We start from the raw sequence: 17,995 nt of genomic DNA, 5'->3' as shown, positions 1-17,995 counted from the left end.
TCACTTATGGAATACGGCTTATTGCTGGGTGCATTTCTGGCGTTAATTCTGGCAGGCTTTTTCTCCGCAGTCGAGACGGCCTATGCCTCGGTAAACCGCCTGTATTTCGAATTACAACGCAAAAACAGCCCGCTCGGCGAAAAACTGGTCTACGGCTTCCTTAAAAACCCGATTCTGTTTGTTGGTACGACACTGACCGGCAATACGCTTTTTCTGGTGTTGTATGCAGTGCTGGGCGTACTGGCGCTAGATCCGATTCTGGTTGCGGCTCTGCCCGACGCCTACGATAATTCCGCCATCGTTATCCTGCTGGAGACTATTCTGCTAACCATTGTCTTTCTGCCTTTTGCCGATTATGTGCCCAAAAGCCTTGCCTTAATCCATCCTGACGCTTTCATGGAACGGCTGGCGATTCCGATCTGGGTAATTTACCAGGCCATCGCTCCGATTGTACGGCTGCTGGTGGGTACGGCCCGCTTGTTTATCCGCTATATTCTGCGGCAGAAATCACCGGAAATAAAGCCGGTTTTCGGGCTTACCGATCTTAATCACTATCTACAGCAGGTTAACCAGAAAGTATCACCCGAAGAAGAAATAGAGGTAGACACCCGCATTCTGAACAACGCCATTGAGTTCAAGGATGTACGGGTACGGGACTGTCTGGTGCCCCGGCGGGAAATCTGTGCCGTTGAGGTAGAGGATAGTCTGGACGACCTCCGGAAAGCATTTCAGGAAAGCGGCCATTCAAAAATTATCGTGTACCGCGATAATATTGACGATGTGATCGGCTATTGCCACGCTCTGGCTTTGTTTAAAAAGCCCTCATCTATTGCCAGCATTCTGACACCGGTCCTAACGATTCCGGAAACGATGCCGGCCAACGACCTGCTCGTGCGGTTTCTCTCTGAGCGGAAGAGTATTGCGCTTGTCGTCGATGAGTTCGGCGGTACGGCCGGTATCATTACCGTCGAAGATATTGTGGAGCAGATATTCGGGGAAATTCAAGATGAGTTCGACAGCAATGAAGACTGGGTAGAGCGGCAGCTGGACGAACACACATGGCTCTTAAGTGCCCGCCACGAAATCGATTACCTGAATGAGACATACGGCTGGGCGATCCCGGAAGGCGATTACGATACGCTGGGTGGCCTGATTCTTGCCGTCAACGAAGACCTGCCCGCCACCGGCGAAATCATTGAGTTTGCCCCTTTTGTGTTCACTATCGACGCAATGGACGGTACACGCATCAATACCGTTAAAGTCTACATCAATCAAAATCTGCTGTAGAGACGCAATATTTTGCGTCTCCTTACGCGGCAGCCTTATGCATAAAATGAGGCTTCTTATGCATAAAATGAGACGCAAATTTTATGCATAAAATAAGACGCAAAATATTGCGTCTCTACTGGCGCCAGCCTTCAATACACAAAAATGAGACGCAAATTTTATGCATAAAATGAGACGCAAAATATTGCGTCTCTACACGACTTTTTCCAGCATCTGAATATACATGCCGATCCCCTCTTCAATCTCGTGGAGGTAAATAAATTCATCGGCTGTATGCGACCGCTCAGAATGCCCCGGCCCACATTTCAGTGACGGACAATCGAGCAGGGCCTGATCAGAAGTTGTCGGCGAACCATAAGGCTTACGGCCCATCTCAATACCTGCCTGAATGATCGGGTGCTCCACAGGAATACTCGACGGCTTCAGCCGGATCGACCGCGGATTGACCTCCGACGCAATGTTTTCGCGGATTATGGCAATGATTTCTTCGAGAGTGTACTGCTCTGTCACCCGTACATCGACGGTAAACGTGCAGGCATCCGGCACCACATTATGCTGTGTTCCGGCGTTGATAATCGTTACCGACATTTTTACCGGCCCCAGCGTCGGCGATACTTTCGAGAACTGGTATGTGGTCAGCCAGTTAATATCCTGAATGGCTTTGTAAATCGCGTTTTCGCCCTCGTTACGGGCAGCATGACCTGACCGGCCGCGGGCAGTGCAATCCAGTACCAGCAGTCCTTTTTCGGCCACAGCCAGATGCATCTCGGTCGGCTCTCCTACAATCGCGAAACTAATCGGCGGCAAATCGTCAACAATCAGCTCCAGTCCGTCGCGGCCTGAGATTTCTTCCTCAGCCGAAATAGCCAGCATAACGTTGTAGGTCAGATCGGTGCGGTCATAGAAATAACAAAACGTAGCAATCAGCGATACCAGGCACCCGCCCGCATCATTACTGCCCAGACCAAACAGTTTACCATCACGGACAACCGGCTCAAAAGGGTCAAGCGTCCATGACTTGTTAGGCTTCACCGTATCATGATGTGAGTTCAGCAGCACAGTCGGTTTTGCCGGGTCAAAGTGCTGATTGTAGGCCCAGATGTTATTTTTTTTACGCTCAAAAGGAATATTTTGTTCAGTCAGAAACGCTTCGAGCAGCAGGGCCGTCCGGTCCTCTTCACGGCTGAACGAAGGCGTGGCAATCAGGCGCTTAAGCAGCTCAATAGCAGCTTCTGTTAATACGGCCTGACGGGAAGATGTATCAGTTAACAGAGACATAATTTGTGGGCATTGTTACTCAAAGATACCTATTCTTCATGGAATTTCACCCCCCGCTCTCTTAGAAAGTTCTTAATTACGTCGACATGGACACATTGCCCGACGTTCAGAAACGGGTAATTCGAGACCTTTGCCTTCCGCCCGTTGACCAGTACTTCGCGGTCCTCAATATCAAAGCCCAGGTGCAGGTGACGCGTCGAGCTCTGCAGGCCGTAAATAACGCCGTTCGTATCAAACAACGGCCCGCCGCTCTGTCCGCGCAAGCCCGGCGTACTGATTTCCACGCCCGAAATACCCGTCATATTCGGCTCGGTGATCAGCCGCGTCACAATACCGTCGATCGGAAACGGCGGCGAACTCGAGCGACCTTCGGCGGTCCATTCAATATCGTCAATCAGCGGATTAAACCGGAAATTAGTGAAGTCAGGAAACGGATAACCGTACCGGCATAAACTGCGGCCCGGCTTTATTTTGCTGCTGTCTTTCAGGAAATAGGCGTGTGACTGATACAGGGTTTTGTTATAGCCCACAAACCGAATCAGTGCCAGATCGACGTACGGGTGCATGTCTACCTTCATCTCGGAGAACGTATCCACACAGTTATGGAAATTGTTCCGGATCCGGATCATGCTCTCCGGCCGGAGCTTATACTTTTCCTCAAGCTTTGATAAATGCTTACCGTAGTGCGTGTCTTTCAGCAAATGGCGGCGTTCGCCCTGAAAATCCAGAAAATTCCGGTAAATGCTGTCGGCCGTCAGGATCAGATCGGCCACGTGTTTACAGGTGATGGCACACGCTTCGTCGTTGACAAAAAAGAGGGTGGCACTGCCGGGAATAATTTCACTGTGACCATACAGCCGGATAATCGAATGAAGGGGTCGCGTGAACTGATTTATGCGCTCAATAGCGTCTACAAACATACAGTAATGGTAGTCGAGGTCTGTTATACCACAAACATACAACCAACCGCCTCATCCACCAATACTGTATGCTATTCTTTATATGGCCGTTGGTTCAATTATCGGTCGGATGAGTCGCGCGTACCCAGCGGCCCTGATCCGGTTGAGTCATAAACCTGTCCGTTCGCGTCTTCCACACGGCGTTTCGTAGCCGCTGATGTATCTTCAACGGCATCCGGTTCAGCCCGTCGCGTAGTATCCGTATAGACCCCGCTTGTGCTATCCTGCGGCTCCCGGCATTTCTGAATGGCCAGCCCGAGCACCAATACGCCTACAAGAAGCAGTATCCAGCGAAACCAGCGGTTGTTTTCCCGTACCCGCTCTCCTTCCGTACTCTTCGGAATATTGGGATTAACCGGTGTGTTTTCAAAATGATCAACGCCCTGAACGGCCTCAACAGACCGGTCATCGGTTTTTATGCGGTCAATACCCAGCAGTGACTCTATGGAAGCCAGACCCGCCGGCAAGCCTTCACGAATATAAGGCACCTGCCCCGCCATCAGCGACGACAGATTAAATGCCGACAGCCCCTGTTCCTGCGCCTGCCGGCCCAGAATACCCGTCAGCGACGCCCCGATCAAATCCATGATCACCAGCGCCGACGAAGGCTGTATGCCACTGTAGGCAGCAATCCGGTCAGCCGCCGCCTGTGTATTGTCTCCCAGTACCTGCGTAATAAAATTACTGCCGGCACCAGCTGCTGTCTGTGTGTCCAGCGTACTGCCCGACACCTGACTAATATCCGGCGGGGTACTTTGCAGGCTGTAGTTACCGTTTTTCAACAAATCCAGAACTCCCGACACACCTCCCTGCCCGACGCGTTGCGCCAGCGCACCTAATACGGTCGGCACGGCCCCATCAACGGCCCTACCGGTCTGTTCAGGAAATTCATTCAGTTGACGGCTGATTTGATCAATAACCGTCGGCGGAAACTGTTCGCGTAAATAGGTCAAAAGATTTAAAGCCATGATTCATAACGTTTTTATAAATGGCTTTACAACCTCTCGTACAGGTGAATGTTCGGAAAAGAGAGCTTTAGGGGCGAATAGCAAAGGGCCGGGAGCCTAGGGCAAGGAGCACGACCTCCTACGCTCTAAGCTCCCGGCCCTACGCTGCCGGCCCTACGCCCTTTACGCCAGTTCCAGGCTTTTTGGCACGGCAACCGGTACAATCCGCTGCGTCCGCGCCCGCATTACGGCAATGGCCTCTTCGTCATCGCGGAACGCTCCGTTAATATTTACCATGTGCCGGACCAGTACATCATAGCGCTTGTTCATGAGGTAGTAGAATACCTTCAGAAAGTCCAGACCATCGAACACAATAGCCTGATTCTGTGCATATTTATCTATTGTCTTCAGGAAAAATGTCGGGTGCTCCGTCCAGTGCATTGCCGGCCGGTAATGATGGCTGATGTGGTAACCATCGTTCCAGCATTTATGGTTGTACTTGACATTGATGCAAGTGATGCTGTTGCGGTACGGGTTATCCGGATCGCTGGCATCCACAAAGGCATGCTGAGTGAAATTCCCCAACATAGCCACAAACCGGTAAATCAGGAATGGAACGATAAACACGACAACGGTTGCTGCCAGGTTAACAAAGCAAAGCGCCGCGACCATAGCCAGAAAGCTGAATTCACCCAATAACGCCCTGTAAACTAACCGTATGCGGTTTTTCTTTTTCAGATAGGTAACCAGCTCCGGAATACCAAAAAAGAAGAAATCGGTAAAATAAGCCATGAAACTCCGGAAACTATCACGCTGATAAGCCATCGTGCTGCTCTCGTCCGGATCAATGTTGTTTTCGGGATGGTGCATACCGATATGGTGACTGAAATACGTTTCGGGAGTCTGCCCGAAAAACGGGCTGATAATCCAGGTCAGGTGGTAGGTCATCCACTTGTACTCCGGTTTAAACAACGGACGGTGGCTGCTACAATGTAACATTAACCCATAAGGACCTTTGAAAACCAGATTATTCAGCACCAGATAACCCGTTGCCAGCAGTGCCCACACCCAGCCGGTAATGAACGGCATAAACAGCAGAACGGCCAGCGGAATGATCGTGAACGTGAGTTTCACCATCAGGTAGGCAAAGGGCAGGTCACGTTCGTCTTTAATAAAGCGGAGAAAAAAGCGGTCAGTGGTAGTATGCGGTTTCGGGGAGAAGGTTGGGTCGTGAATCGTTCCAAGTTGCTTCATGCAGGCTCATTTAGAGGATTGAACAATCGTGTATATAAAGTAAACGGCAATAAGCACCCGCTCATTGCCGTCTATCAAACATATCGATTTAATCACCCGAATCAAATCCTGCGGTCAGAATCCTATTTACTACTTTGCACTGATTTCGCCGCCGCACTCCTGATCCAGCAGAAACACATGCTCATTGAAATCACGCCATGCAAAGTTTTTGCCGTATTTCGACATAACCGCCGGACAGGAGCCAAACAAAGCCGGGAAATAGTCGTCGTAGTTTTTCTTCTTCAATCGGAACACTTTTCCGTTTGCCTTGACATAGAACGACTTATCCATTCCGCCCGTAACTTGTATGCCATATACTCCTACTCCGGTTGTTTGGGTAGCAAAAGGGTCATCAAAGACTTTTATGCGTGAATCAAAGCCGGGGTTCAGCAGTTGGACCAGTACATCGCGGTCCTGATCATCCAGATGCTCCTGCGAGAAAATAACCAGATTCCGCGTTGACTCATTAACTTTCGTTTTCTGGGCTTTCACAACCGAACTTGTGCTGTTCATCACCGAACTGAATTTTGCATAATCAGACGGGTTCAATCCCAGCTCCTGAATCTCAGCGGCTTCGTATTTAAACTTTTTGCCATCGGTCGTTTTGCCCTCAACCCGGATAATCAGCCCCTTTTTACGGTCCAGATCATCCAGTGTAAAATCAATCCGCTCACCCGCTTTGGTGATCAGATACCCCGGCTTACTGCCCGAAAAACGATCAATTGATGGCAAAAAGGATTGCGCCTGTGCAGTCAGACCCAACACATATACCAAAAGAGGTAGTAGTAATTTCCGCATAAAGTGGTTTAGTAAACTGATAAAATAATAAGGGTAGCTTTACCACAAAACAACAGATTATCCGCTACTTTCCCGGTATTGTTTTGAGCAAGAGGTACAGGATACTACTTTTATTCTGATAACCGGATCGTACAACAACCTATGGATCTTCTAAGCAATGCCTACTCCGCAGAGACCTTCCGCCGGCAAGCCCACACGCTTGTTGATCAGCTGGCGGATTACCTGCAATCCACTCAGGACCAGAGCACTCAGACAGTCATCCCGTATCAGTCGCCTGACGACAGTTACCAATACTGGCAAGCCGATTTTGCAGCCGGAACCGGCGACCTGAACGCTTTTTTTGAAGACGTCATCAAGCGGTCAACCCACCTGCATCACCCGCAGTACATGGGGCATCAGGTCTCGCCGCCGCTGCCGGTTGCCGCCCTGGCCGGCCTGTTGTCGGGTTTGCTTAATAACGGTATGGCCGTCTACGAAATGGGCCTCGTCTCCAATCCGCTGGAACGCATCGTTTCTGAATTACTGGCCCAACGCATCGGCTTCGATCCTCAGACGTCATCCGGCCTGCTGACATCAGGCGGTACGCTGGCAACCCTCACGGCCCTGCTGGCCGCCCGCGCCGTTCAGGCCCCCGACGTATGGCAGGATGGGACGCAGGAAAAACTGGCGGTTATGGTGTCTGAAGAAGCACACTACTGCGTCGATCGTGCTGCCCGTATCATGGGGCTCGGCGCTGACGGTATCATTAAAATTCCGGTCAATAACCGGTTTCAGCTGCGTGCAGAACTTCTGGAGGCGTATCTGGAGCAGGCACGGGCGCGCGGTTTCAGGGTGTTTGCAGTTGTCGCGAGCGTTTGCTCTACCTCTACCGGTGCCTATGACTCCCTTCCGGCCATTGCTGATTTCTGCGAACAACACCGGTTATGGCTTCACGCCGACGGGGCCCACGGCGGGGCCGTTGTGTTCTCGGATACCTACCGGCATCTGGTCAGCGGGATCGAACGCGCTGACTCGGTCGTGGTCGACTGGCACAAGATGCTGATGGTACCTGCCCTGGCCACATCGGTGATCTTCCGCCGGAACGACGACGCGTTTAAAACTTTCCATCAGCAGGCACAATACCTGTGGGCCGATCAGCAATCGACAGACTGGTTTAATTCCGGCAAGCGTACGTTTGAATGTACGAAGCTGATGATGAGCGTCAAGATTTATGCCGTTCTGAAAACGTACGGCGAACAGATACTGGCCGAAAACATAGAGCGTCTGCATGCGCTGGCAGCCTACTTTGCTGACGCAGTAACGAAAGCGCCTGACTTTACGCTCGCACTCCGGCCCGAAAGCAACATCGTCTGTTTCCGCTATCAGCCGCAAAACGGTGAGGTTGAAGGAAATGAACTGAACAGCCGTATCCGGCAACGCCTGTTGGAAGAAGGTCGTTTTTACATCGTCCAGACAACTCTGAACGGCAATCTTTATCTGCGGATTTCGATCATGAACCCGCTTACCACGACCGGCGATCTGGATGCCCTGCTAGATGAAATACGGGGCGTGGTGTAAACAAATTAAGGCCCCTGGCAAACAGAGCAGCGTTGTCAGCTTCTTTGTTCGCCAGGGGCCTTAACAGCTAATCTGTAGTTTTATTTCTTCTCTACCGCGTGTCCGCCGAACTCATTGCGCAGGGCAGCAACCACTTTGCCGGTGAAGGTATCATCCTGTAATGACCGGTAGCGCATCAGGAGTGAAAGCGCAATTACCGGTGTCGGTACGCCCAGGTCAAGGGCCGTTTCAAGGGTCCATTTTCCTTCACCCGACGAATGCATGCGGCCTTTGATTTCATCCAGTTTTGCATCCTTCCGGAACGCATTTTCAGTCAGTTCCATCAGCCAGCTGCGGATTACCGAGCCATTGTTCCACAAACGGGCAACGGCTTCGTAATCAAACGGGAACTGACTTTTTTCCAGAACTTCAAAGCCTTCTGCAATCGACTGCATCATGCCATACTCGATCCCGTTGTGCACCATCTTGGTAAAGTGGCCGCTCCCGGCCGGACCGGTATACAGGGAGCCGTTTTCTACCGAAATATCCTTAAATACCTGGTGCAGCGGCTCAACAACTTCCGGATCTCCGCCGTACATTGTACAGGCACCGTTCAGTGCGCCCGACATACCGCCCGAAGTACCACAATCTACATAGCCAATACCGCGCTCCTTCAGAAACTGATGGCGGCGAACTGAATCCTGGTAATGCGAATTTCCGCCGTCGATCAGCGTATCGCCCGGATGCAGAAAGGCAAGCAGTTGATTGATAACCGTATCAACCAGCGGCCCTGCCGGAATCATCAGCCACAATACACGCGGCTCTGGCAATGCCTCATAAAGTGCTTCGAGAGTAGTAACGCCTCCGGCGCCTTCAGCTTTGATGCCATTAACCAGTTCTTCGTTAATGTCGTAGCCGACAACTGTGTGTTTGTGCCGTAACAGGTTCACAACGAGGTTATACCCCATTTTGCCCAGGCCAATAAATCCGATATGCATCTGGTAGCAATAGTTTATCAACAATAACAACCGCAGACAGCAGTGGCTGTCTATATGTGCTACAAAGTAAGATGTAAAATTGTTCAAATCCTCACGGCATTCTAACCTGATGCGGTTACATCTGGCAGCAAGGCGGCGGAAAAGCCACGTTTCACGCTGAACAATTCAGGATGGGCATAGTTTTTTCAGAAACCAGTTATCGTTATGGAGAACAAACCAAATGAAGACGAAATCAGGGCGAAACAAGCCATTTCGCCCAAGGGCATGAGTGATCGGTCGGCAGAGGGGATAAATGGCCCGGCGGCTCAGATGGATGACGTTCCGGAACCGGAGCCCGACGAATTTGAAGAGAAATACATGGATGGGGATAATCCGGCAGCTGATTTACCAATGAAGCACCCCAACCGCAATCTGAATAAACCGGATATTGACAAACCGTCTTACAGTTAATAACTTACCCCCTCTGCTAGCCCGTCTGTAGGGCTACCGCAGAGGGGTTTTGTTAAGTGTTCGCTAAACAAAACGGGTGTTTTTTCCGGTATTTCAACGTATATAGCTAACTAAAAATCTGAGTCATAAAGGTTAAACAGTACATATTTCACATCTTTAGGGACCAGAATCAGTATCAACTATCTTCATTAACCAACATACCCCATGCGCCGAACCCTGTACATTGTCCGCCACGCTAAAGCCGAAGACCGTGCCATTTTTCAACAGGACCATGATCGTGATTTAGTACCCGAAGGAATTATGGCTGCGGCAAGGATGGGTGCTCACCTGAAACGTAACGGCGTTGCCCCTGATGTCATCATCAGCAGCACTGCTAACCGCGCACGCGACACGGCAAAGGTGATTGCCGAACAGCTGGGCTATGAGACAGACCGCATTGTTTACAATGAACGACTGTTTGACGGAGGCCCGAGAGCCTATCTGGCTGAAGTCAACGAACAGCCGGAAACCTGTAGTTCGGTCATGATTGTAGGCCATAATCCCGACGTTTCTTACTTTTCTGAATTTTTAACCCATCAGGATGTGGGTTCAATGAGTAAAGGTTCGGTTGCAGCTATTACTTTTGATGACCTGAACTGGGCCGAAGTATCGGGCCGGACCGGACACCTGAGTTATTACATTGCTCCCAAACAGTTACCGCAATGAACCGTAACAAACGCATTTTTATAATTGTCTTTCTTGCTTTTTTACTGGTTGTTATCCTGATTACCATCGATATGGCGCGCCGGACGACCGCTCCCTGGAATAAGCGCAAGCAACTTGAACGGGCCTTGCCAGGCGGGGCCATCAGGGACACCAATGCCGTTATTGACGGTACTGCAATTGACACAACCGGTCTTGATACCGTTAAAACGAACTAATTTTTGACGCATGGCCCTGCTAAACGCCGTACACCACATTGCCATCATCAGCTCAGACTACCAGCGGGCAAAACAGTTTTACACCGAAATCCTCGGCCTGACCATCATTCAGGAGGTATACCGCGCCGAACGTCAGTCCTACAAACTTGATCTGGCGGTGAACGGGCTGTATCAGATTGAGCTTTTTTCGTTTCCTGATCCGCCCAAACGTCCGTCTCGGCCGGAAGCTGCCGGTCTGCGCCACTTAGCCTTTTCGGTTAACGATCTTGACGAAGCCGTAGCCGACCTGCAAGCCAAAGGCGTTGAGCTTGAGCCGATCCGTATCGATGAGCTCACCGGTAAACGCTTCACCTTTTTCGCTGACCCCGACGGCCTGCCGCTCGAACTGTATTCGATCTAACTTTTTTAGTTACTGATAGTTCCGGGTTATTGTGTTAATCAACGTTTTAATCGTTGCTGGTTGTTGCTGATGGTTCTGAGTTATTGCGTTAACCAACGTTTTAATCGTTACTGATAGTTCTGGTAGTTCTGAGTTGTCATGCCACCACTACACTTCAGAACCCAGCAACAACCAGCAACCACCAGAACCACCAGCAACAACCAGTAAACACCAGAACAACCAGCAACCATCAGAACAACCAGAAACAACCATCAACTAAAAAAGGCATCCGGAAAGCGCTTCGGTCAGGGCCGCCATGTCCGCAGGTTCATTATATACATTCGGAGCAACCCGCAGCGCACGGCCACGCGCCGAGACAGACACCCGGTTTTGCTGTAAAACCTGCTGTACCGCCATCGGATCAGCTGTTTCAGGGAGCCAGACGCCAACTAGGTGATTCCCCCGGCCGGATGCCGGTTCGATACGACAGCCCAGCGCTGTGAGTTCAGGCAGGTAATTGTCCAGTAAGCCGGCACAGTACGTCTGAATGCGTTCCGGCTGCCAGTGTATCAGTTGGGTGAGCGCAATTTCCAGCATCGGCATGTGCGTAAAATGCGAGTGTTCACCCATGTTGTAGCGGTATGCCTTCTCCCGGTAAGCCGGCTGGTAGTCGGTCAGGCGGTGAAACTGATTACTGTCAAGCCGGTTCATCCATGACTCTTCCACCGGCACCCCTCCGTCAAAGGCTTCACCAAAATAAGCCAGACCGGTTGAATACGGGCCCATCATCCATTTATAGGCCGCACACACCAGGGCATCCGGCTGAATCGCAGCCACATCAAACGGCAAGGCCCCGACCGATTGTGTACCATCAACGACCAGCCACGCCCCGACCGACCGCGCCCGTTCGCCAATCGCTTCCAGATCAAACCGATTGCCGTACATCCAGTGTACATGCGGCACAACAACCATGGCGGTATCGGGCCCGATGGCTGCCAGCATCGCTTCATTCCAGCGGGCGCTGACCGACTCACCCTCAGGTACATGCGGCATCGTAACTGTTTTGATAGTCAGACCCAGTTCGGTCGTCACCCGGTCCCAGGCATAGACATCGCTCGGAAATTCGGCATCAATCTGCAGAATGTGCTGCCCTGCCCTGATACCCGGCTTCCGGTGAAGATTGCGGGCGACAATAGCCATCCCATACGACACTGACGATATGACCGCGATCCGGTCCGGATCGCCTGCATTGATGAGCTGCGAGAACAGTTCCCGTACCTTGACGGCTCCCGAAAAAAACGCATCCGGCGGCAGGCCAAACGGGTTCATTTGCCTGTCAATGGCTTCATGACCGGCCATGGCGACGGTCTGGCTGAAAGGTCCGCGGGTAGCGCAGTTGATATAATGAACGTCGGCGGGAAGTGCAAACAAATGCTTCTGACTGGTCAATTGATTTGACATACGGGTTGTTTGTTGAAATAGGCAAGTTAAGGAAAAACACGTTTCTTTGGCACATAAACGAAGGCGTCATGAGTTCTCTCCTTTCCCTTATCAAACGAAAAGTGCTCCGGATTAACCGCGACCGCTGGAACTACCAATACGACAAAGGCCTGTGGCATGGGCTGAAAGCGCTCGATGAACTGGGACGTTTCAGCGTGGTAGTCGGGTATATCAAATTTCTAAAACCGGACCAACCTGCTATTCTTGAAATCGGGTGCGGAGAAGGCCTGTTGCAACAACGCCTCCAGCAACAGAACTATGGTCGCTTTGTCGGACTTGATATTTCAGACCGCGCTATTGAGGCTGCCCGTGCCGCCGCCGACCCGAAATGCACTTATCTGGTCGCGGATATGGACCGCTATACACCTGAAGGAACATTTGATCTGATCGTTTTCAGTGAGTCAATTTATTACAGCAGCCACATCCTGAAAACCCTGCAGCGGTATACGCAGTATCTCAAACCGGATGGTTTATTGCTGATTACCATTAATCAACATAAGCACAGCGATACGTATTGGGCAGAAATCATGGCTGGTTTTCAGCTGGTTGATGAAACTACGGTTACCACACCCAAGGGTGCATTCGTTTGCCGGCTGGTGAAGGCCTGATATTTACCGGCCAATTCAGGTATCTTGGCACATGGTTTGCCTGTTAAGGCCTTAAAAACAGATTTCCGTACTATGCAGCTATTATTGGGTATTGGCTCCCGCATCCGGCACAGCGAATTTGGTGTAGGCGTTATTATCAATCTTAAATCAACCGGCTATATCATCACCTTTGTAGACCACGGCGTCAAAGTCATTAAGTTCGATACGCCGCTCGACATTATTGAGCAGCTTGAACCGGAAAGCGATCTGGTCAGCCTCTTCGATGTGGAGCAGTCTTTGTCACGGATTCTACAGAAATGGGTTGACCAGACGGAAATCATCCCGCTCGGCGACAAGTGGAAAGGCGGTAAACTGATCCTGAAACCGGGACGTAATGATCTGGCTGCCAAAGAAATTCCGATTGATACCTTCTTCCACAAAATTGTTATGATCCGCGACCGGCTGCGTGTACTCGAACAGCGCGTCAATGCCAGTGAACTGGACGATGAAGCCAAAATAAATATTCAGCAATACATCACTCGTATATACGGAAGTTTGACTTCTTTTAACTTATTATTTAAAAATAGTACTCAGGGTTTTATTGGTGATAAAACTTCAGCGGATAACTAGGATATTGGCATGATTATCGCTAGATTTACTTTCAGGTACAGACAGATAAAATAGTGTATTTGACTAGGGTTAAAACAGAGCCAACAGAATCCCCGTTTTCATCATAACGGGGATTTTTTTGTGCCCTTACCGCCGGCTTCTCGGGTGGTAATCAATCAGTGTCTGTTTCAGGTAATCACGGTCAAGGTGGGTATAAATCTCGGTCGTTGTGATGGACTCATGGCCCAGCATCTGCTGCACGGCCCGTAAATCGGCCCCACCCTCAATCAGATGCGTTGCAAACGAATGCCGGAACGTATGCGGGCTGATCGCTTTCTGAATACCGGCCTCCAGTGCCAGCCGCTGTATGGTTTTGAAGACAGACACCCGCGACAAACTACTACCACGCAGATTCAGAAACACCAGATCTTCAGCCCCTTTCTGTATATCCAGTCCGCGCCGGACGTGCTCAATGTACAGACTCGTATAATGAATGGCGTCTTTCCCGATCGGCACCAGCCGCACCTTACTCCCCTTCCCGAATACCCGGATAAACCCCACATCAAAGTGGCAGTTGGTCAGCCGGAGATCCAGCAACTCTGACACCCGCAGGCCCGAACTGTACAGTGTTTCAAGTATTGCCCGGTCGCGTGTGCCGCCCGGCGTCGACAGGTCAATGGCCGCCAGCATCGCTTCAATTTCCGGAAAACTGAGCGTATCCGGCAGTTTACGGCCCAGTTTCGGGGCTTCGACCAGCTGCGTCGGATCGTGCTGAATCAGGTTTTCCAGCAATAAATATTTGTAAAATGCCTTTAGCCCCGACAGAATCCGCGCCTGACTATGGGCCGACAACCCCATTTCGGCCAGGTATTTCAGGAAATTCATCAGGTGTTTTTCCGTCACCTGAAACGGCGACGGTACGTCATGGCCCAACTCCTGCCCCATCAGTTCCAGATACTGCCACAACTTCGCCACATCGTGCAGGTAGGCCTCCACGGAGTTTTCTGACAACGAACGCTCGAGGGTCAGGTAGTTCTTGAATGCGTTTATATAACTTTGCCACATACTCCTTTATTACGCATGAAAAAGATTCTGGTACTAAACGGCCCCAACCTCAACCTGTTAGGCAAACGGGAGCCCCATATTTACGGCAGCCGCACGTTTGTCGACTATCTTGAAACGCTGGAACAACAGTTTCCCGACGTGCAAATTCACTATTTTCAGTCAAATCACGAAGGCGAGCTGATCGATAAAATTCACGAACTGGGCTTTTCTATCGACGGTATCGTGATCAATGCCGGCGCCTATACCCATACGTCTGTTGCCATTGCGGATGCATTATCGGCCGTGACGGCTCCTGCCGTTGAGGTGCATATTTCCAATGTACATGCCCGTGAGGCATTCCGTCACCACAGCTACCTGTCGGCTAAATGCAAAGGCGTTGTGGTGGGTCTGGGGCTGATGGGTTACGAGATGGCCGTCCGTTATTTGCTCAGCCTATGATTACGTTTTATCCCGGCCCGTCGAAAATCTATCCGCAGGTCGCTGATTATGCCGCCGAAGCCCTGCGCAACGGTATTGTCAGCCAGAACCACCGCAGTCCGGAGTTTATGGAGGTCGTAGCCGAAACGATGCGGCTCCTGCGGGAAAAGCTGGGCATACCGGCAGATTACCACATTGCCTTTACTTCTTCGGCAACCGAGTGCTGGGAAATAGTCGCCCAATCGCTGACAGCCGAAACCAGCCTGCATGCCACCAACGGGGCGTTCGGCGAGAAGTGGCGCCAGTATGCGCATCGCCTTAAACCACCCTACAACATCAGCGAAGCCGATGTGTTGTGCCTGGTGCAGAATGAAACCTCCAACGGCACGCAGGTTCCCATGCCGATGATGAGGAGATTCCGGCAGGAGTTCAGCGGCCTGATTGCCGTTGATGCCGTTTCATCGATGGCGGGGCTTCAGTTCGACTGGACGCTGGCCGACGTCTGGTTTGCCTCGGTACAAAAGTGCTTCGGCTTGCCGGCGGGGTTGGCGGTACTGGTCTATTCTCCGCAGGCGCTCGAACAGGCCGAACGTATTGGTGAGCAGGCGCATTACAACAGCCTGCTGTTCATACACGACAATTTCCGCAGGTTTCAGACACCTTACACGCCCAACGGGCTGGGTATTTACCTGCTCATGCGGGTGTTGCAGCAAATCCCGGACATTGCCGTAACCGATCAGCTGATCCGGCAACGGGCCGCCGGTTGGTACACCTTCTTTGAGCAGGAAATGGCCGGCTCACCGTTCCGGCCGCTGATTGGTGCCGACGACTCCAACGGCTCTGTACGGTCGGACACGGTCATTGCCATAACAGGTGACAGCGCCGACATTAAAGCCGTGAAAACGAAGGCTAAACAAGCCGGCCTGATACTCGGCAGCGGCTACGGCGACTGGAAGGAGAATACATTCCGGATTGCCAATTTTCCGGCCATTACCGATGAGGAAACGGGGAAATTAAAAGACTTTTTACGTCAGGAATACGGTTTCCGCGCGTAATGTGACGATCTTTGCCGCTTCTTATCATGTCATCAACCTATGGAACTCAACTTTAAAGAAATCATCTCGGTAACGCTCATTCTGTTTTCGGTAATTGATATTGTCGGCTCGCTGCCGGTCATTATTGACCTGCGCCAGAAGGTCGGACGCATTCAGTCGGAGAAAGCCACATTGGCATCGGGTCTGCTGATGCTGCTGTTTCTGTTTCTGGGCGAAAGCATCCTGAAACTCTTCGGCGTCGATGTATCGTCCTTTGCCGTGGCGGGTGCACTGATCATTTTCCTGATCGGGCTGGAGATGATTCTGGGGAGGACTATTTTTAAGGCTGAAGTCTCAACAGGCGGCGCGACCCATATTGTACCGATTGCCTTTCCGCTCATTGCCGGTGCCGGTACGCTGACAACCCTGCTCTCGCTCAAAGCTGAATATCAGACCATCAATATCATTGGCGGCATTCTGATCAATCTGGCCCTGATCTATTTAGTGCTGCGGGCCTCGGAGTGGCTCGAAACACGCATTGGCCCCGGCGGACTGGATGTGCTCCGGAAAATTTTCGGCATCATCCTCCTCGCTATTGCCATTAAACTCTTCAAGAGTAACTTCTGACCTATGATTTTTATGAGTGAATGAGTGGCAGGATTTCTGACTATGTGAGTTGTTTGATTGAAGGAGCGACAGGATCGTATTTTAATCAGTAAGCTCATTTAATTATAAAATACACAGCTACCTGACCAGGGTTGTATCGTCTAAATATGGTTCTGCGCTGATGAACAGACGTCAGCGTATTAACTCACCCAACTTATTTGAGACGATGATTGACCACCAGTATAAACACTCTGAATTGACTGGCCGGATTATCGGATGCGCCATGGAGGTACACAAACAGATCGGAAATGGCTTTCAGGAAGTAATTTACCAAAGAGCCTTATCTATCGAGCTCAGTCTGGCTGGTATTGCCCATAAACGCGAGTTTATCATGCCCGTTTACTACCGGCAACAGTTGATCGGCAGACGGCGCGTTGATTTTTTAATTGAAGACATACTGGCTGTTGAGCTCAAGGCCGTTATCCAGCTGGAAGACGTTCATCTCGCTCAGGCCATAAATTACCTCGAAGCCTACAACTTGGAAATCGGCCTGCTCATTAATTTTGGCAGCCGAAGTCTCCAGTTTAAGCGGGTAAGCAACAATAAATTTAAACCATTACCCTGATTCAGCGTAATCATTGAGCCAAAATCAGCGTAATCATTAAATCATACCAATCACAGTCCGAATCAGCAGCATCTTTTAATCACTTAATCATTGAATCATACTAATCACAGTCCGAATCAGCAGCATCTTTTAATCACTTAATCATTAAATCATACCAATCATAGTCCGAATCAGCAGCATCTTTTAATCACTTAATCATTGAATCATACTAATCACAGTCCGAATCATAGTCCCGTTATGCAGTCACCAGACGCCTTAAACGACGTTGCGGAATTTCACCGTACCTTTCATCATCCGATTCTGGAAACCCCTCAAATTCCGGCCGAAAACCGTTGCCAGTTGCGGGTCGCGTTGTTAGCCGAAGAATTAAAAGAACTCGAAACAGCCATTGCCCAAAACGATATTGTTGAAGTAGCCGACGCACTCTGCGATCTGCAATACGTACTGGCCGGTGCCATCCTTGAGTTTGGTCTGGGCGAAAAATTCAAAACGCTGTTCGACGAAGTACAGCGGTCGAACCTCAGCAAAGCCTGTCATACAGTGGAAGAAGCAGAGGCCACCGTGGCACATTATCAGGCTAAAGGCGTCGAATGCCACTACATTGAGTCCGACGGCAAATACCTTGTCTACCGGACAGCCGATCAGAAAACGTTGAAAAACGTCAACTATTCACCGGCCGATCTGGTTTCGCTTGTAAGCTAACCGGT

21 protein-coding genes are annotated in these 17,995 nt (G+C 50.7%); 13 read left to right on the top strand and 8 right to left on the bottom strand.

Annotated features, from left to right (window positions below; translation table 11 throughout):
- Positions 1-6 precede the first annotated feature (6 nt).
- A complete protein-coding gene (locus AC23NW_RS24820) occupies positions 7-1,287 on the top strand; it encodes a hemolysin family protein (RefSeq protein WP_487452851.1) in 1,281 nt (426 codons plus the stop codon).
- 192 nt (positions 1,288-1,479) lie between these two features.
- Here AC23NW_RS24820 and AC23NW_RS24815 read toward each other — a convergent pair whose 3' ends face one another.
- The 5 genes from AC23NW_RS24815 to AC23NW_RS24795 form a co-directional block, all read right to left on the bottom strand.
- Positions 1,480-2,565 carry a M20 family metallo-hydrolase gene (locus tag AC23NW_RS24815; RefSeq protein ID WP_487452849.1) on the bottom strand — a complete coding sequence of 362 codons (1,086 nt, stop codon included), beginning with the start codon at positions 2,563-2,565 and terminating at the stop codon, positions 1,480-1,482.
- 29 nt (positions 2,566-2,594) lie between these two features.
- On the bottom strand, positions 2,595-3,485 hold the full coding sequence (locus AC23NW_RS24810; protein ID WP_293845410.1) for a trypsin-like peptidase domain-containing protein: 891 nt from the start codon (positions 3,483-3,485) through the stop codon (positions 2,595-2,597).
- Between the two features lie 98 nt (positions 3,486-3,583).
- Positions 3,584-4,492 (bottom strand): DUF937 domain-containing protein, encoded by a 909-nt coding sequence (locus AC23NW_RS24805; RefSeq protein ID WP_487452848.1) that lies wholly within the window; start codon positions 4,490-4,492, stop codon positions 3,584-3,586.
- A 162-nt stretch (positions 4,493-4,654) separates the two neighbouring features.
- A complete protein-coding gene (locus tag AC23NW_RS24800) occupies positions 4,655-5,725 on the bottom strand; it encodes a fatty acid desaturase family protein (protein WP_487452846.1) in 1,071 nt (356 codons plus the stop codon).
- Between the two features lie 129 nt (positions 5,726-5,854).
- Complete coding sequence (locus AC23NW_RS24795) at positions 5,855-6,562, bottom strand: hypothetical protein (RefSeq protein WP_487452844.1); 708 nt, start codon at positions 6,560-6,562, stop codon at positions 5,855-5,857.
- 141 nt (positions 6,563-6,703) lie between these two features.
- On the opposite strand from AC23NW_RS24795, the gene AC23NW_RS24790 reads away from it, so the two are divergent.
- A complete protein-coding gene (locus tag AC23NW_RS24790) occupies positions 6,704-8,119 on the top strand; it encodes a pyridoxal phosphate-dependent decarboxylase family protein (RefSeq protein ID WP_487452842.1) in 1,416 nt (471 codons plus the stop codon).
- Between the two features lie 80 nt (positions 8,120-8,199).
- On the opposite strand, the gene gnd is transcribed toward AC23NW_RS24790, so the two are convergent.
- Positions 8,200-9,096, bottom strand: coding sequence for a phosphogluconate dehydrogenase (NAD(+)-dependent, decarboxylating) (gene gnd / locus AC23NW_RS24785; protein WP_487452840.1), 897 nt, complete (start codon positions 9,094-9,096; stop codon positions 8,200-8,202).
- A 204-nt stretch (positions 9,097-9,300) separates the two neighbouring features.
- Between gnd and AC23NW_RS24780 the strand changes: the two genes are divergently transcribed.
- From AC23NW_RS24780 to gloA2, 4 genes are all read left to right on the top strand, one after another.
- The gene (locus tag AC23NW_RS24780) at positions 9,301-9,546 is read left to right on the top strand and encodes a hypothetical protein (RefSeq protein WP_293842863.1); all 246 of its coding nucleotides are present in this window, start codon (positions 9,301-9,303) and stop codon (positions 9,544-9,546) included.
- Positions 9,547-9,750: 204 nt separating this feature from the next.
- Entirely contained in the window at positions 9,751-10,251 is a 501-nt protein-coding gene (locus tag AC23NW_RS24775; RefSeq protein WP_293842865.1) for a SixA phosphatase family protein, read from the top strand.
- Complete coding sequence (locus AC23NW_RS24770) at positions 10,248-10,466, top strand: hypothetical protein (protein ID WP_293842867.1); 219 nt, start codon at positions 10,248-10,250, stop codon at positions 10,464-10,466. The genes AC23NW_RS24775 and AC23NW_RS24770 overlap by 4 nt, the downstream gene beginning before the upstream one ends.
- A gap of 10 nt (positions 10,467-10,476) precedes the next feature.
- The gene (gene gloA2, locus AC23NW_RS24765; RefSeq protein WP_293842869.1) at positions 10,477-10,866 is read left to right on the top strand and encodes an SMU1112c/YaeR family gloxylase I-like metalloprotein; all 390 of its coding nucleotides are present in this window, start codon (positions 10,477-10,479) and stop codon (positions 10,864-10,866) included.
- A gap of 255 nt (positions 10,867-11,121) precedes the next feature.
- Here the strand turns inward: gloA2 and AC23NW_RS24760 are convergent, their stop codons facing one another.
- Entirely contained in the window at positions 11,122-12,306 is a 1,185-nt protein-coding gene (locus tag AC23NW_RS24760; protein WP_487452838.1) for an aminotransferase class V-fold PLP-dependent enzyme, read from the bottom strand.
- Positions 12,307-12,374: 68 nt separating this feature from the next.
- Between AC23NW_RS24760 and AC23NW_RS24755 the strand changes: the two genes are divergently transcribed.
- Together AC23NW_RS24755 and AC23NW_RS24750 are read left to right on the top strand one after the other, a co-directional pair.
- Positions 12,375-12,953, top strand: a complete 579-nt coding sequence (locus AC23NW_RS24755; protein ID WP_487452836.1) for a class I SAM-dependent methyltransferase — start codon at positions 12,375-12,377, stop codon at positions 12,951-12,953.
- 72 nt (positions 12,954-13,025) lie between these two features.
- Positions 13,026-13,562 carry a hypothetical protein gene (locus tag AC23NW_RS24750; protein WP_487452835.1) on the top strand — a complete coding sequence of 179 codons (537 nt, stop codon included), beginning with the start codon at positions 13,026-13,028 and terminating at the stop codon, positions 13,560-13,562.
- 126 nt (positions 13,563-13,688) lie between these two features.
- On the opposite strand, the gene xerD is transcribed toward AC23NW_RS24750, so the two are convergent.
- Positions 13,689-14,606: a site-specific tyrosine recombinase XerD gene (gene xerD / locus AC23NW_RS24745; protein WP_487452833.1), complete on the bottom strand. Its 918-nt coding sequence runs from the start codon at positions 14,604-14,606 to the stop codon at positions 13,689-13,691.
- 15 nt (positions 14,607-14,621) lie between these two features.
- On the opposite strand from xerD, the gene aroQ reads away from it, so the two are divergent.
- The 5 genes from aroQ (at position 14,622) to AC23NW_RS24720 (ending at position 17,990) form a co-directional block, all read left to right on the top strand.
- The gene (gene aroQ / locus AC23NW_RS24740; protein WP_293842879.1) at positions 14,622-15,044 is read left to right on the top strand and encodes a type II 3-dehydroquinate dehydratase; all 423 of its coding nucleotides are present in this window, start codon (positions 14,622-14,624) and stop codon (positions 15,042-15,044) included.
- Complete coding sequence (locus AC23NW_RS24735; protein WP_487452830.1) at positions 15,041-16,078, top strand: aminotransferase class V-fold PLP-dependent enzyme; 1,038 nt, start codon at positions 15,041-15,043, stop codon at positions 16,076-16,078. The genes aroQ and AC23NW_RS24735 overlap by 4 nt, the downstream gene beginning before the upstream one ends.
- 39 nt (positions 16,079-16,117) lie before the next feature.
- A complete protein-coding gene (locus AC23NW_RS24730; RefSeq protein WP_293842883.1) occupies positions 16,118-16,684 on the top strand; it encodes a MarC family protein in 567 nt (188 codons plus the stop codon).
- A gap of 205 nt (positions 16,685-16,889) precedes the next feature.
- Positions 16,890-17,288, top strand: coding sequence for a GxxExxY protein (locus AC23NW_RS24725; protein ID WP_487452898.1), 399 nt, complete (start codon positions 16,890-16,892; stop codon positions 17,286-17,288).
- A gap of 237 nt (positions 17,289-17,525) precedes the next feature.
- On the top strand, positions 17,526-17,990 hold the full coding sequence (locus AC23NW_RS24720) for a pyrophosphohydrolase domain-containing protein (RefSeq protein WP_487452828.1): 465 nt from the start codon (positions 17,526-17,528) through the stop codon (positions 17,988-17,990).
- The last annotated feature ends 5 nt before the right edge of the window (positions 17,991-17,995 follow it).

It is taken from the genome of Arsenicibacter sp. R0_47 (assembly GCF_057652235.1).
This window is presented reverse-complemented; position numbering and strand designations above follow the sequence as displayed.